The 16130-nt window shown below is 39.0% G+C and carries 15 protein-coding genes; 8 read left to right on the top strand and 7 right to left on the bottom strand.

Features of this window, described 5'->3' with window-relative positions; translation table 11 throughout:
- Positions 1 to 2 precede the first annotated feature (2 nt).
- A complete protein-coding gene (locus I6F43_RS06310) occupies positions 3 to 467 on the top strand; it encodes a methylglyoxal synthase (protein WP_002958191.1) in 465 nt (154 codons plus the stop codon).
- Between the two features lie 19 nt (positions 468 to 486).
- On the opposite strand, the gene yegD is transcribed toward I6F43_RS06310, so the two are convergent.
- From yegD to I6F43_RS06280, 6 genes are all read right to left on the bottom strand, one after another.
- On the bottom strand, positions 487 to 1851 hold the full coding sequence (gene yegD / locus I6F43_RS06305) for a molecular chaperone (RefSeq protein WP_007581315.1): 1365 nt from the start codon (positions 1849 to 1851) through the stop codon (positions 487 to 489).
- A gap of 62 nt (positions 1852 to 1913) precedes the next feature.
- Entirely contained in the window at positions 1914 to 2756 is an 843-nt protein-coding gene (locus I6F43_RS06300; RefSeq protein WP_197101488.1) for a DNA ligase, read from the bottom strand.
- A gap of 33 nt (positions 2757 to 2789) precedes the next feature.
- A complete protein-coding gene (locus I6F43_RS06295) occupies positions 2790 to 3446 on the bottom strand; it encodes an HAD family hydrolase (protein WP_101217786.1) in 657 nt (218 codons plus the stop codon).
- Between the two features lie 75 nt (positions 3447 to 3521).
- Positions 3522 to 3821 carry a hypothetical protein gene (locus I6F43_RS06290; RefSeq protein WP_101217785.1) on the bottom strand — a complete coding sequence of 100 codons (300 nt, stop codon included), beginning with the start codon at positions 3819 to 3821 and terminating at the stop codon, positions 3522 to 3524.
- Positions 3822 to 3937: 116 nt separating this feature from the next.
- Complete coding sequence (locus I6F43_RS06285) at positions 3938 to 6205, bottom strand: TonB-dependent receptor (RefSeq protein WP_165721312.1); 2268 nt, start codon at positions 6203 to 6205, stop codon at positions 3938 to 3940.
- Between the two features lie 431 nt (positions 6206 to 6636).
- Positions 6637 to 7497, bottom strand: a complete 861-nt coding sequence (locus tag I6F43_RS06280) for a mechanosensitive ion channel family protein (RefSeq protein WP_007581304.1) — start codon at positions 7495 to 7497, stop codon at positions 6637 to 6639.
- Between the two features lie 201 nt (positions 7498 to 7698).
- On the opposite strand from I6F43_RS06280, the gene I6F43_RS06275 reads away from it, so the two are divergent.
- The 5 genes from I6F43_RS06275 (at position 7699) to I6F43_RS06255 (ending at position 13620) form a co-directional block, all read left to right on the top strand.
- Entirely contained in the window at positions 7699 to 7908 is a 210-nt protein-coding gene (locus I6F43_RS06275) for a hypothetical protein (protein ID WP_024590275.1), read from the top strand.
- Between the two features lie 208 nt (positions 7909 to 8116).
- Positions 8117 to 10252 carry a M3 family metallopeptidase gene (locus I6F43_RS06270; RefSeq protein WP_197101487.1) on the top strand — a complete coding sequence of 712 codons (2136 nt, stop codon included), beginning with the start codon at positions 8117 to 8119 and terminating at the stop codon, positions 10250 to 10252.
- A gap of 137 nt (positions 10253 to 10389) precedes the next feature.
- Positions 10390 to 11241: a carboxylate/amino acid/amine transporter gene (locus I6F43_RS06265; protein WP_197101486.1), complete on the top strand. Its 852-nt coding sequence runs from the start codon at positions 10390 to 10392 to the stop codon at positions 11239 to 11241.
- Positions 11242 to 11310: 69 nt separating this feature from the next.
- Positions 11311 to 12642, top strand: coding sequence for a glycerophosphodiester phosphodiesterase family protein (locus I6F43_RS06260; protein WP_197101485.1), 1332 nt, complete (start codon positions 11311 to 11313; stop codon positions 12640 to 12642).
- Positions 12643 to 12885: 243 nt separating this feature from the next.
- Positions 12886 to 13620, top strand: a complete 735-nt coding sequence (locus tag I6F43_RS06255; RefSeq protein ID WP_197101484.1) for a dienelactone hydrolase family protein — start codon at positions 12886 to 12888, stop codon at positions 13618 to 13620.
- Between the two features lie 43 nt (positions 13621 to 13663).
- Here the strand turns inward: I6F43_RS06255 and I6F43_RS06250 are convergent, their stop codons facing one another.
- Positions 13664 to 14587, bottom strand: a complete 924-nt coding sequence (locus I6F43_RS06250) for a LysR family transcriptional regulator (RefSeq protein WP_010555363.1) — start codon at positions 14585 to 14587, stop codon at positions 13664 to 13666.
- A gap of 157 nt (positions 14588 to 14744) precedes the next feature.
- Here I6F43_RS06250 and I6F43_RS06245 point away from each other — a divergent pair, with 157 nt between their 5' ends.
- Together I6F43_RS06245 and I6F43_RS06240 are read left to right on the top strand one after the other, a co-directional pair.
- Positions 14745 to 15428, top strand: a complete 684-nt coding sequence (locus I6F43_RS06245; protein WP_197101483.1) for a type 1 glutamine amidotransferase domain-containing protein — start codon at positions 14745 to 14747, stop codon at positions 15426 to 15428.
- 116 nt (positions 15429 to 15544) lie between these two features.
- Positions 15545 to 16126, top strand: a complete 582-nt coding sequence (locus I6F43_RS06240) for a rhomboid family intramembrane serine protease (protein WP_197101482.1) — start codon at positions 15545 to 15547, stop codon at positions 16124 to 16126.
- Positions 16127 to 16130 lie beyond the last annotated feature (4 nt).

Below are 16130 nucleotides of genomic sequence, written 5' to 3'. Positions count from 1 at the left end.
GCATGGAACAAAAAACACAATCTCTTCCCGCACAAAAAAATATTGCTTTAGTTGCCCACGACGGTAAAAAAGCAGCATTAAAATTATGGTGTGAAAAGCACAAAGAAATACTAAGTAAGCACACTTTATATGGCACAGGTACTACCGGGCATTTAATTCAAAAAACCACGGGACTTGATGTGGTTCAGCTATTAAGTGGTCCTATGGGCGGCGATCAACAACTTGGCGCTAAAATAGCTGAACATGAGATACATGTTTTGATATTTTTTTGGGACCCATTAGCATCACAGCCTCATGACCCTGATGTTAAAGCACTGCTGCGTTTAGCCGCTGTTTGGAATATTCCGGTGGCGTGTAATGAGGTGAGTGCAGATATGTTATTAAGCTCACCACTTATGGATGTAGAGCTTGAACGTACATTGCCAGATTACGAAAAATACCTCGCAACCCGACAAATAGATCTTTAAACCTCAATTGTAATCTAGGTTATTTATAAAGCATGCTGGCCCATTTAGTCAGGCCAGCAGTTACACTACCAAAGTGGTCCCCGTTAACCATTTTTATATTACCTAAGTGCTCACTTAAAGCCGCTTTAATCAATGGTGACTGTGCACTACCGCCTGTTAAGTAAATAATGTCTGGCGTGGTCGCAGCGTCGCTGATTGCTTGTTTTGCTAAAGTAACTATTTGGCTAATACTACTCTCAACGGCAACAGCTAAATCGCTTACCGATACATTTTTATTCAGCCCACTATCTAAAAAGCTTAAATCACAATCAAACGCACTAGCTGACGAAAGTGCTATTTTAGCCGCTTCACCTTGTTGTACTAACTGATGACCCTGCTTGTTTTGCTGTAAATGTATTAAACGCTTATAAAGCTCAGGTGCACTTACATCACGTAATTGTGCATTTAGCTCTCGGGTATGGCTTTCACTATAGAATTGGCTTTGTAAATTTACATCGTTAATTTTACACGCTTGCCAAAACGCTTGATTAGGCAAAGGTAGACCTGATTTAAACGTACTGCCTAAACCCAATAACGGCATTAAACCATGAAAGCTCAAAGCAATATCTAAATCGTTTCCGCCAACACGTTTACCACTGTGAGATAAAAAGTCGCCATCGCGCTGGCTATTTCCTCTAAAGCTTGGGCCCATTTGTACAAATGAGCAGTCACTCGTACCACCACCAATATCAATAACGAGTACTTTTTGATCTTGAGTTAAATCACTCTCGTAATCGATACCCGCAGCAAGTGGCTCATATAAAAACTCTACGTCTTTAAAACCAGCGCGTTTAGCAGCGCGTTCTAAAATACCGACCGCTTGTTGATTTGATTGCTCACCACCCACAGCTTGGAAGTTTACTGGGCGACCAATCACTGTTTGTGTAAGTGTTTTACCTAAAGAGAGCTCAGCGCGTTGCTTAATTTTTAAGATCATCGCGGTTGCGATATCTTCAAAAAAGTTAATTTGACCTTGCTTTAAACCTGTTGCGCCAAAAAATGATTTAGGGGACTTAACAAAGTAGCCTTCTTCAGGGAACTGCACGTACTCGCTAATCGCTTCACGACCAATAAATAGGGTTTCATCTGAAGGCTGTAAATCAAGGTCTGACTTAATACGAGGTAAGGTATTTAATAATGCTTGGCGCTGTGTTAAAAAGTCATGCTCATGGGCTGTGCCATGTAAGTGCTTAGCAACAAAGTCAACAACCAAGGCACTGTGATGAGTGTAAAGTGTAGACGGTAAGTAATGTTTTCCTTGCTCTAGCGGTACTAATTGAACATTACCCTCGCTCATTACACCCATAGCACAATTAGAACTACCGTAATCAAAACCTACAAACATACTTCACCACACATTACCAAAAAGGCCGCGCAATTTAGCACACTTTGTAAAATTTATAAATGTTATAAATTATCTCTAACTCGTAAAAAACTAGCAAAACGCGGTAACCCGTTTTTTGTTAAGCCATGATACCGGTACGTTACAGCGCTGCCTATCTCAGGTGGAGTGGCGCGCTCTGCATCATTAAACCCAGTACCAATTGAAAACACCTGCCCTTGTGCTGTTTTTACTCTTAATGCACCTAACATACCTTGGTATTTGCCTTTACCTGGTAAGTGCGCAATTACAATCGCTTCTGCATCTAAATAAGGCTTTAATTTTAGTAATGCACTGCTTCGCCCATTGCTGTGCTTAGCACTGGCCAAATGAAGCATTACGCCCTCGCCGCCCTGCTTAGTTATGTTTTCAAAATATTCTGTGAGCTGCTCATTATTAGTAAAGCTATATTGAACTACAACGCTAATGTGCGGCGAGTTTAGGCTAGTAATAAGCTCATTATAGTTTTTATAGCGAATGCTAAAAGGCAGGGTTTTATCTGGCATATCAAATACTTTATAAGTAATAGTTTGCCAATCATGATTATTAGGGGTTTTAGTTCTTACTATGCCACTAAGCGCAGAAAAGTGCTCACGTTTGGTCCACAGCTCACCATCAAGCCATACGTTTGGCAATGGCGCTGTAAACCAACTTGGCGCATTAATAATATTACCCTTGCGAGTAACAAACTGCGTGCCGGTCCATATAGCTCTTACGCCATCATATTTTTCACTGACTAAATATTTACTTACATCGTAATGCTTAGTTTCGTCATATACTTTCGCGAGTAAAACAGAGGGTTGTGCTGCACTTATACATTGCGTAAAAAGTACAAAAACAATTAAAAACAGGTGTTTAATAGTAAACATTGGCGCATCCAAGCAAGTAAAAGTTGGCTTAAACTATAGTTGAGATTGCACCCATTGCCAAAACTCATCTAAGTTACTCATTTTATAGGTAGCTTGGCTAAAATCGTGATCTTTTGTGTGGCTATTAGCAATGGCTACAACACGTAACAAGGCGTTATTGGCCGCCGTAACGCCGGTAAATGTATCCTCAACGGCGATTGCATTGCCTGCCTGTATATTTATCTGCTTAAGTGCCAGTAAATATGGGTCTCCAGCAGGTTTAGGATTAGTTACATCGTCTTTTGTTACCACCGTGTCAAACAGCTCATAAAATCCTAAACCTTTAAGTATTGGCATAGCTTCACTTTTAGCACTGCCCGTTACTAGCGCCATTTTTAAGCCACTCGCTTTTACAGCTTTCAACGTTTGCTCAGTAAACGGCATTAGTGGTGGTAAATGTGTTATTACATATTCGCCAAATAAACTGTATTTTTCATCCGCTAAAAACTGTGCGCTTACTGATAAGTTATGCTCTTGCTTAATCTCTATTGCAGCTTCTAAAGTGGGTCGTCCTGAAAAGCGCTGACAAAAATTACTTTCTAAATAACTAACACCATAAGGCTTAAGTAGTTTACTCCAACATACAAAGTGCATGCTTTCTGAATCAACTAATGTGCCATCCATATCAAATAATACTGCTTCTAATGTCATCCTCATTCCTTATTTAACCTAAGCCAAATTTTGACAATAAAAAAGGCGCCTTAAGCACCTTTTATTAAATTGTTGTTATTGCGTTAAGCCTGCTGGTGGCTCACCCGTTGCTTCCTCACCTGTTTCAACATCAACAAGCTCGTAGCCACGCGTTTTACGCATAACTTTAAGTACAGGCTTTTCAAATGCTGTTTTTAAACGATCTGAGTCATCTTTCAACTCATCAAGTGTTGTACCAAAAGGGGCTGCGCCTGTTTCTGACCAGTTAGTCACTTTACCGTTCAGGTTATATTCTACTTCGTGTATTTGATATTGCGCTGCTTCATCTTTCGTTGCTTCACAAAAAATTACACGGTAATTCCAAAATCCAGCCATTGCTCTTCTCTTTAAATAAACCAATTAGGCGCTACTTTAGCAGCTCTAAAAGGGGTTATACAAATAAAAAAGCCTGCGCAATGCAGGCTTTTAAAATAAATACTTTTAGCTATTAGTTAGAAAAATCTAACTTTAAACTCAGCACCTACATAACGTTCTTCGTTAACAATACCCGTATTGTTATTAAAGTCTACAGCACCAATAACTTGTTGCTCGTCAAATAAGTTACGAACAAAAGCGGCTACTTCGTATTCGTAATCGCCTTCAGACCATGTGTAACCTGTACGCAAACCTGTTTCAATAAGCTCTTTACCTTCAAACTCTACTGATTCGTAAAGGAACATATTGATTTTACTGCGATAAGAAATATCACCGCTAGCGAAGAAGTTACCATCGGCAAGTTCTTTAGTGTAGCGAAGCGTAAAGTTAGAGATCCACTCAGGAGCATGCGGTAAGCTATTACCATCAAGTACAGCAAGACCAGAACCATTAATTGGGTCAGTTACAGTACATTGAGCACAAACAGCGACAGCTAAATCGTTATCTTTAATTTCTGTTTTATTGTAGCTCAAGTTAAACGTTGCATTAAACTCATCGCTTAATACCCACTGCGTATCTAACTCAAAACCATAGCCAGTCGTTTTATCAGCATTAACTAAACGGTTAAAGTTAGCACCACCGCCTACAGCGGTAAGTTGCTGGTCGTCCATTGTGTAATAAAACACAGTCGCGTTAACACGACCTTGGCCATCTAACACGTCTGATTTAATACCCGTTTCGTACGATGTTACAGTTTCTGACTCAGCTGTTGTTACATCATCACCAAACAAAATACGACCTTGTAAACTAGGTGCGCGGAAGCTATTTGCTACACGGCCGTACCAGTTAACATCATCGTTTACTTTATAATTTGCAGATAAGTCCCAGCTAACATGGTCGTCACTAACGTCACGCTCTACTAGTAAAGCACCACCGCCAATTGGGCTAAGTGTACGGTCAGCGACAAAATCTTTATCATCGTCAGAGTAGCGAAGTCCCGCTGTTACTTTTAAATCATCTGAAAAAGTATAATCTACAGAACCAAATACAGCCCAAGCTGTAGTATCTTGCTGTTGACGAACATAGCCATTTAAAGCACCAGCATCGGGGGTTGAGAATGTATCGTAGCTGTAGTTTTCAATTGTTAGTTCTTCATCGAAGTAAAAAACACCTACTTGATAATTTAAATCGCCATCAAAGTTACTAGATAAGCGTAGCTCTTGCGTCAACTGGTCGTGATCTGGAATGCCATCAGCACTTTCTGAAGAGAAAGGGATAAAACCAGGCCCCATGAAATCTGGAATATAAGAAGCACCGTAACCGCCGTCGATGTCAGCGCGAGAATAAATTTCAGCACTTTCCCATGCAGAAATTGAAGTGATTGTGTGATTTTTAAGTTCCCACTCAAGCTTTAAGCTTGCACCTTCAGATTCTACTTGTTGAGTAGAACGAGATGCTGCATCTTGATAAACAACATCACTTTCATAATTATCTACTAGCTCGTTAGTACCCGTTTTAATTACATTTGCACGAAAGGCAATTGGCGAGCCATCTAAATCACGTGTGTGATAGTTTAATAAAGCAGTAAAATCATCGCCTTCATATAAAAACTGAACACGTGCCGCTTTTTCAGTGTAACCACCTTGCTCGTCTTTAGCTTCAAAGCCTGGAGCTTGGTTATCAATGTAATCGTCTTTATCTTGCCATAATAATGAAACACGAGCAGATAAACGGTCAGTTAAAGCACCACCTACAGCACCACTTGTGTCTACAGCGCCACGGCTACCGTATGAAACAGAGCCATAACCATCAAATTCTTGGCTTGGTTTAACAGTATCAAACTTAACAAGGCCAGCCGGCGTGTTACGTCCAAATAAAGTTCCCTGTGGTCCACGTAATACTTCTACGCGTTCAACATCAAATACTGGGAAGCCTTTTAAAATTGCATTTTCTTGAACTACTTCATCAACAACAAGTGATACTGGTTGTGATGCATTCAAATCGAAATCGGTATTACCTAAACCACGAACGTAAAAGCGTGGGAATGAACGACCAAATGAAGATTCAATAGATAAACTTGGGATTTTCGCATTTAAAAAACGAATATCCATACCAGCTGAGCTATACGCATCAAGGTTATCACCTTGTAGAGCAGATACTGCTACTGGTACTTCTTGAGCGTTTTCTACACGTTTACGAGCTGTTACTTGAATAACTTCTAGTTGATTACTTTTTTTAGCTGTTTTTTCTTCAGCAGCTAAAGAAGAAAATGAAGTACCTGCTACTGCAGAGAACAACGTTGCATTGATTAGGGTGGCTAACGTAGATCTTTTCATTGCTTTCATGTTGGGTTTAACCTTTTTTGTGCACTCTTGTTCAACGGTTTTTTGTGTTGCGCTACTTATACCTTGAAGGTAAGTTGCGGGCTCGTTCAATTTTTCGCGACTTGCGTCATGCGCGCGGACCTTATTATCGAGAGTACAAAAACGATGCTATAAGGCTGAACGAACGATTAAGATTATATCATTTTGTAATAATTTTACTGCATAAATATTGACATAATTAGAAACTTTTTTGCAACATTTAACTACAAGATTGCGCATTTTTATCACTATTTAGATGCAAAAACCTAATAGTGCGGACATATGTCCTTTGTTGACTTTAATAAACTGGAGTAGGAAGAAGGGATTGTTTTACATGTTAACCTAAAATAGAAACACCTGTGTTTTTATTAAAAGCCGCCCAAGAGCGACTTTTAATATTTACTATATTTGAACTATGAGCGCTTAAATGCAATTTCACCGTCGATATGAATATCACGCTGCGGAAAAGCAATCACTACATCATGCTTTTCAAATACAGCGTAAATACTAAAACGAATATCACTGCGTACTTTTCTAAGCATGGTTTCAGACTCGGCGCACACCCAAAAAATAGCGTTAAATACGAGCGAGCTATCTGCAAAGTCATCAAATAACACCGATGACTTTGGATTAGCCAATATTGCTTCATGATCATCAAGCACTTGTTGAATAAGCTTTTTAACCAGTATCACGTCTGATCCATACGCAACGCCTACACTGACCGATGAGCGTGCATTGCCATCTATTAGCGTCCAGTTTGTTACTGTGTTTTCTAGTAGTTGGCTGTTAGGTATAAGCATATGTACGCCATCGTTTCGGCGAATACGTGTTGAACGTGTATTTATTGTTTCTACCACACCTTTTGCATTACCTACTTCTAAAAAGTCACCTATACGTATTGGGCGCTCCCACATTAATATCCAGCCACTAATAAAGTTATTAATAATATTTTGCGCGCCAAAACCAACACCAATGGCAATAGCACCTGAAACAAAAGCAAACGCAGTAAGCGGTATGCTTAATACTTCTAAAGATGTAAAAATTAAAATAGCGATACTTAAAATAAAGTAGATACGTGTAAATAAATGCACGGCATCTTGGCTTAACTTTTTTGCCAATAATGTTTTTGTTATTAGCTTGCCAATACGCGTCACAATAAACCAAATAGCGAAAAGTATTAAAGGCACTTTAATAATTTTTGCTACGGTAATGTGTACATCGCTGTAACTAAATACAACAAAGGCAAGAATTTGGTTTATGTGTTCTAAGGTCATTTATTTTCCAAAACAAGCAAAGGAGCGCTTTAAATTTAAATCGCTATAAAGTGAAAGCGGTTCAGTGTTGGGTAAGTTTAGCAGTCATAATATAACTAAAACGCCAAGTTAATAAGTTCAATATACTTTTTATGAACAATTTATTAACTCTTTATTGCACCGAGTGCTATATAAATAGTGTACAAGCACTGGAGATCACCTATGACACAACTTACTTTAAATCAAAGACTCGCTACTTTGCAGCCGCAGGTAGACTTACATTTGTTTGAAAGCAGCCTAGATTACCGAAATAAAATTTTGTGCCTTCTTGCAGAACAAGAGCAAACACTGGCATCTATCAACAAAGAGTTTGGCCAACAACAACCTAGCAACTTTGGCTCTGAGAGAAAATTTGTACTTGGATATAACTAAGCAATTATGACTCAACGACTTATTAAGTAGCTCAGGTGTTTACTTTTAGAGCTACTTTTACCTCCCTTAAAGCTAAATATTAGCTAATTTGCGTTCAAATCCCCCTTAATACCGATAAACTTTATTGTATAAACGCCAAAATTTGATAAGTTAACTAGGTTTTTCGACTCGCAAAGCCTATTCCGGCTAATCTTTCTATGGAGTTATTATGCGTAAAACCCTGATCGCCACTACTATTGCTAGTGCCTTAATATTATCGGCCTGTTCATCTAACGATACACAAAACATGGCAAAAGAAGGCGCAGCACAAGTGCAAGACATGAACGCAAACAATGTTTTATTTAAGCCAAGCCCATTGCAATATATGGCACCAGAGTTTGATAAATTTGGTACAAAAGACTACGAAGCTGCATTCGATGCAGGTATCGCACAGCACACGGCACAAGTACAAGCCATTGCTAACAACCCTGCTCCAGCAACATTTGAAAACACATTAGTTAAAATGGAATTGTCAGGGGAGCTATTAAATCGCGTATCGGCTGCTTTTTATAACTTATCAGGTTTAATTTCAGATGCTGAATACCAGCGTATTGATGAAAAAATGGCGCCTGTATTATCTGCTCACTCAGATGATATTTACTTAAACGGTGAATTATTTAAGCGCGTACAAACAATTTACGACAATCAAGATAAATTAAACGCAGAAGATAAACGCCTAGTTGATTTTTACTACAAGCAGTTTGTAAAAGCAGGTGCTAAATTAAATGACGCTGAAAAAGCTAAAATGCGTGAAATTAACTCAGAGCTAGCTCAGCTATCTACTGCGTTTTCACAAAACATTTTAAAATCGTTTAAAGAAGACGTTATTGTAGTTACAGATAAAAGTGAATTAGCGGGTCTTTCTGAAGGCGAAATTGCAGGCCTTGCAGCTTCAGCTAAAAAAGCGGGCAAAGACGGCTACATGATCACTTTGGTAAATACAACGCAACAACCAATTTTAAGCAGCCTTGAAAACCGCGACCTACGTGAGCGAATTTTTAAAGCTTCTGCAAACCGTGCAGCAAAAACTAACGGCCCTATTATTATTAAAGAAACCAACCTACGCGCTCAAAAAGCAGAGCTTTTAGGCTACAAAGATTGGGCTTCTTATGTAATGACGTCGCGTATGGCGCAAACAACTGAAAACGTTTACGGCATCCTTGATGACCTAGCACCAAAAGCAGTTGAAAAAGCAAAAATTGAAGCAGCCGCTATTCAAAAAGTGATTAACGATTCAGGCGAAAGCTTTGAGCTTAAACCATGGGATTGGACTTTTTATGCTGAAAAAGTACGTGCAGAAAAGTACAACTTAGACCCTGCACTTGTTAAGCCATACTTTGAAATGCAATCGGTTATTCACGATGGCTTATTCTTTGCAATGAACAAACTGTACGGTATTACGTTTAAAGAACGTAAAGATCTTCCAGTTTATCATGAAGATGTAACCGTATACGAAGTATTTAACGCTGATGGCAGCGCTATTGGTTTATTTTACTTAGACCCTTACGCACGTGAAGGTAAACGTGGCGGTGCATGGATGAGCGCATACGTTAGCGAAAGTGGCTTAAAAGGCACTAAACCTGTTATTTACAATGCGCAAAACATTCCAAAGCCTGCAGAAGGCGAACCTACGCTAATGACGTTTGACGAAGTGTCTACTATGTTCCATGAATTTGGTCATGCTGCACACGGTTTATTCTCAGACGTAAAATACCCGAGCCTAGCGGGTACTGCAACGGCGCGTGACTTTGTTGAGTTTCCGTCACAAGCAAATGAAGATTGGATGATTGAACCAACCGTTCTTGCTAACTATGCGAAACATTACAAAACAGGTGAGCCAATTCCACAAGCTTTACTTGATAAAGTACTTGAATCGCAAAAATTCAACCAAGGTTACGGCACTACTGAATATTTAGCCGCTGCACTACTTGATATGGAATGGCATTCATTTGGTTCTGATAAAAAAGTAGCTGACGTTCAAAAGTTTGAGCAAGACGCACTAGAAAAACACGGTATTGCTTACTACCCTGTTCCACCGCGTTACAAATCAAACTTCTTTAGCCACACATTTGCAGGTGGTTATTCAGCGGGTTACTACGCGTACCTATGGACTGAAGTGTTTGCAGCAGACGCCTTTGCACATATGGAAAACAACGGCGGCTTAACACGTAAAAACGGTGATAAGTTCCGTAAAGAAATCCTATCAAAAGGTAACAGCCGCGACTTAATGCAAAGCTACATTGAGTTTAGAGGTCAAAAACCAACTACCGACGCACTACTTAAGCGCCGTGGTTTAGTTGAATAATTAATAACTTAGTTTATTAATTAATAACTTAGTTTATTAATTATTGCTTTATAAAAGCCCGCTTGCGGGCTTTTATTGTTTATACATTAATTTATAACAGATAAACTGCTGCCATTAATTATTTAAAGACGACGGCTATGCGGTACTTATTTGCAGTAACTTTACTTTGGGCATTTTCATTTAGTTTAATTGGCGTGTATTTAGCAGGTCAGGTTGATGCATGGTTTAGTGTGTTAATTCGCATAGCACTAGCAACCCTCGTATTTTTACCATTTTTAAAGTTTAAACAAACACCTAAACCTTTAGCCTTAAAGCTCATGCTGATTGGCGCTATACAACTTGGTGTTATGTATAGCTTTTACTACCACTCCTTTTTATTTTTAAGCGTCCCCGAAGTACTGCTATTTACAGTAATGACTCCTTTGTACATTACCTTGCTAAATGATGCATTGAACAAACATTTTAACCCACGCTTTTTTATAATCGCACTTATTGCTGTAATTGGTGCAATTACCATTCGTTACGAAAACCTAAATAGCAATTTCATAATTGGCTTATTATTAGTTCAAGGTGCGAACATAAGTTTTGCTGTAGGCCAAGTAACCTATAAACGCTTAATGATGAACAATCAGCTTGATGATAAAACCATATTTGGATGGTTTTTTATAGGCGCACTTATTATTGCCACAATTTGTTATGCATTATTTGGTAATTCAAATAAATTACCAACCACTTCTACTCAGTGGGGCATATTGATTTATTTAGGGGTTGTTGCATCAGGCCTTGGTTACTTTATGTGGAATAAAGGCGCAACACTCGTTAACGTTGGAGCTCTGGCAGTCATGAATAACTTACTTATCCCAGCAGGGATTATTGTTAACGTGCTTATTTGGAACAGAGATGCTGACATAGTTAGGTTAAGTATTGGTGCAGCTATAATGTTAGGTGCATTATTAGTGAATCAAATGCTTAATAAAAAAGTAAATTAATAAACTTGTAGCTAAATTGTCATTAATAATCATTAAGGTAGTACAAATTTTACTTTTTAAGGATAAACAATGAAACGTATTACCTTACTTACAGGCTGTATATTGTTAGCCACACTTGCTGGCTGCGACGACGATGTAGAAATAGTAGAAAAAGAAGTGGTTGTTACCAACACCGAAGTTGAGATTGTTGAAGTACCTACGCCTGTTATTGTAGAAGTACCAAACGGTGATGCGCCAGATATTCAACTAGGCACTCGTCCATATTATTTAGTCAATGATATGAGCGACAGCGCTTTAAAAACACAATTAGAGTCATGCAGTGAAGGTCCTTTTTACCGCACCGACTTTTCTATTGGTCATCGCGGTGCATCAATGCAATATCCTGAGCATACCAAAGAAGCCTACATTGCTGCAGCTAGAATGGGCGCAGGCATTGTTGAATGCGATGTTACATTTACAAACGATAAAGAGCTAGTATGTCGCCACTCCCAATGCGACTTACACACCACAACTAATATTTTAGCCATTCCTGAGCTTGCAGCTAAATGCAGTGTGCCATTTACACCAGCAGACCCCGCTAACGGTATTGCTGCTTCTGCAAAATGTTGTACCAGCGATATAAGCTTAGCGGAATTTTTAACCCTTGAAGGTAAAATGGATGGTGCAAACACTAATGCAACTACCGTTGCCGATTACATGGATGGTACACCAAGTTGGCGCACTGATTTATATGCCACCAACGGCACATTGATGACCCATAAACAAAGCATTGCACTGTTTAATGAGTTGGGTGTAAAAATGACCCCTGAACTTAAATCGCCACAAGTAAGTATGCCATTTGATGGAATGACGCAAGAGCAATATGCGCAAAAAATGCTAGACGAGTACACACAAATGAATGTGCCAGCCTCAAAAGTTTATCCACAATCGTTTAACCTTGAAGACGTAAAATACTGGATTAACACTAACCCTGACTTTGCAGATAAAAGCGTATACCTAGATGGTCGCGACAGTGAAGCCGGATTTGATCCAAGTAACCCACAAACATGGCAACCGGGTATGGATGAACTTGTGGCTGACGGCGTTAAAATTTTAGCCCCTCCAATTTGGATGATGCTAACAATAGATAACGAAAATAATATCGTGCCATCACAATACGCAATTGACGCAAAAGCAGCAGGTTTAGATCTTATTGCATGGAGCCTTGAGCGCTCAGGTCCGCTTAATGAAGGTGGTGGTTATTACTATCAATCAATTGCTGATGTTATAGATAACGATGGCGATATGATGACGGTCGTTGATGTACTCGCAAAAGACGTGGGGGTAATGGCTATATTTTCAGATTGGCCGGCTACCGTAAGTTATTACGCTAGTTGTAATAAAATGCCTGCAAGTATTTAATACCAATCTGCTTATATATGGGGTCTATTTAACGTTAAGAAAATTACGCTAGAACTAGGCAAAAATTTTTTATCTAGTTGTTCTAAATAAAAAATTTTTAACGACGTTATAGTGAAATTTAATTCGTTAAATTGATCAAAGATTTATGCAGGTTGGTATAAATACTCGACAACAAAAGTCGTTTATTTTATCGCGCTCAGTTACCATATCATTATATATAATTTTATTTAACTGAGCGCTTTTATGATAATTCAACAACATAATGCAGACTTGCCAACACCTACAGGTTTAATGCGAACAACCATCTATCGCCCTCAGGCGCAAGGGCAATTCCCTGCTATCATTTTTTATTCTGAAATATTTCAGCAAACTGCACCTATTGCACGCAGCGCAGCTATTTTAGCAAGCCATGGCTTTGTGGTATTAGTACCGGAAGTGTTTCACGAGTTAAATCCTATGGGCACTGTGCTTGCTTATGATGATACAGGTAAAGACAAAGGCAATGCTGATAAGTGGGCAAAGCCACTTGAGCATCATGATAGCGACACGCAAGCCATGATCGACTTTATAAAGCAGCAGCATTACTGCACAGGTACAGTGGGCGCTATGGGCGTATGTATTGGCGGGCATTTAGCTTACAGAGCGGCGCTTAACCCTGAAATTAAAGCGGCTTTTTGCTTATACGCAACTGATATTCACAGCGACACATTACCGGCAAAATCAGGTAATAACTCATTTGAATGCATGGCTGATATACAAGGCGAAATTCACTTTATATGGGGTAAACAAGACCCGCATGTGCCACAAGAAGGCCGCACTAAAATATACCAGCAATGCGTAAACACAGGCATTAATTACCAATGGCAAGAAGTTAATGCCCAACATGCCTTTATGCGTGATGAAGGTGAGCGATACGATGCAGCCCTTGCAATTAATATGTATCAACAAGCGGTTGCATTATTTAGCCGTACTTTATAAGTGTTGTATAAATGCTTTATAAATATTTAAAAAGCGAAAATAATTAAACACTTTTCAGCATACCTAAGGCGGTATGCTGTTTTACAAAATACGCTTTTAAGTAATCAATAAATAATCGTAGTTTTTTAGATCCCGCAGCTCCTGGCGGAAATACCCCGTACAGTTCAATATCTTTGCTTTTATAATCATCTAATATTATTTCAAGTAGCCCAGCTTGTACTTTAGGCCACGCATCGTAAAGCGGAATACGCCCAATGCCATGCCCCGCTTCTACAAAGGCAGTACGTGCAGCTGCGTTATTAGTACTTAAGGCGCCTTGCATTGCAATGTCGTGTTTTTTGCCATCTTTTGAAAGTGTTAAAGTTTTACTTCCTAGCTGATAAACCACCCATTGATGATCTGCCAATTCTAAAGGAGTTTTAGGTTTACCAAAATGTGTAAAGTAATCCGGCGCGCCACAAATACAAGTGCTCATTGTCGTCAGCTTGGTTGCTTGCAAGTTGGAGTCACTCAGTGCCACACCCCTAATTGCAAAATCGAACCCATTTTTAATAATATCAACCACATCGTCAGTAAGCTGTAAGTCTATTTTAATTTTAGGGTATTGGCGCTTAAACGTATTTATTGCGGGCACAATTAGCTGCATTCCCACATTCACAGGGCAGCTAATTTTAAGTAAACCTTGTGGCTCACTCTTTATATTTTCTATTTGCTGATTAGCTGCATTAGCTTGTTCGGTAATTATTCTACAACGCTCATAATAAGCAATGCCCGCCTCAGTTAGCGCCATGGTACGAGTTGAGCGATTTAATAAAGTGACTTCAAGTTGGGTTTCTAACTTTTTTAAATGATAACTTGCTACTGCTCGCGTAAGACCTAACTGTTTAGCCGCAGCGGTTAAGCTGCCCTGCTCTACAATTTGCGCAAATACGACCATGCTCTTTAACTGCTCAAACGACACCTTCATATGTGCTCCGTAGCGTGTTTTAAATTCAACCCCTCTATTGTATCAATTATTAAACCAATAAAGTTAAATTTATCATCGTTGTTTAAAGCTCTGTTAGTGCATATAGTAGTTGGTAAGCAAGATAAACTAATTCAAATCATCAGAAGGAATATATTCAATGTCTAAAAAAATACTTATGGTTCTTACATCTCACGCAAAACTTGGTAACACTGGCGAAAAAACAGGTTTTTGGGTAGAAGAATTTGCAGCCCCTTATTATGCATTTGTTGATGCAGGCGTTGAAGTAACATTAGCGTCTCCAGCTGGCGGCCAACCACCAATTGATCCGACAAGTACGCTTGTCGATTTTCAAACAGATGCAACAAAACGTTATGACGCAGATAGCGCAGCACAAACACTTATGGCAAACACTAAAGTGTTGAGTGAAGTAAAATCTAGCGATTTTGACGCTGTATTTTACCCAGGCGGTCACGGTCCATTATGGGACTTAGTTGATAACACTGACTCAATCTCACTTATCGAAAGCTTTGTAAAAGAGCAAAAGCCTGTTGCTGCGGTATGTCATGCAAGTGCTGCATTTTTAAATGTTAAAGATGCCGATGGCAATGCATTAGTAGCGGGTAAAAAAGTAACTGGTTTTACTAACTCTGAAGAAGCTGCAGTGCAACTTACCGATATCGTGCCATTTTTAGTTGAAGACGAGCTAATTAAAAAAGGCGGCGATTATCAAAAAACTGACGATTGGGGCGTATTAGCGCTAGTAGATGGTTTAGTAATTACCGGTCAAAACCCAGCAAGCTCTGAACTAGCAGCCAAGAAACTATTAACTAAACTAGGTTAATAGTGAGTAAAAATTAAAAATAAGCACAGCATTTTATGCTGTGCTTTTTTAATTGCTTTTCATTAGCAAATACAATTCCTATACTGGCAACTCTTAAAGTCAATTAGGGCGATTATATGGCAACCAAGCCAACCACACTGTCATTACTAACGAGTACCCGTTTCGCAATATTTAATATTGTTGTTATTTGCTTCGTACTACAGGTGATCAATAGTCTACCTGGCATAAATCTTAATGGTTTAGGCATATATCCACGCAGTATCCAAGGATTAATTGGCATACTATGCGCACCTTTTTTACATGGTAGCTGGTGGCACTTTGCCAGTAATATGATCCCATTTGTAGTATTAAGTTGGCTAATTTGCCAGTACAGCGTAAAACGTTTTTATAACGTATTTATTTTTACCGCTCTAGTTGGTGGACTGTTAGTTTGGGCATTTGGGCGCAGTAACATACATGTTGGTTTAAGCGGTGTTATATATGGTTTATGGGGCTTTATTCTATGCTACGGCTTAGTAAGACGCTCATTAAAATCAATTATAATTGCAGTTGTAGTGGCTATACTTTATAGCGGTTTTATATGGGGCGTTTTACCTCAGCGCTATCATGTATCGTTTGAAAGCCATTTATTTGGAGCGCTAAGCGGGTTGTTTTTAGGTTATAGATTAGCAAAAGCCGATAAATTAAAAGGTCGGTAAATTA

The organism is Pseudoalteromonas sp. NZS71_1 (assembly GCF_015864305.1).
Classification (GTDB): Bacteria; Pseudomonadota; Gammaproteobacteria; order Enterobacterales; family Alteromonadaceae; genus Pseudoalteromonas; species Pseudoalteromonas arctica.
Note: the sequence above shows the minus strand (reverse complement) of the source record. Positions and strands in the feature narration are given on the sequence as shown.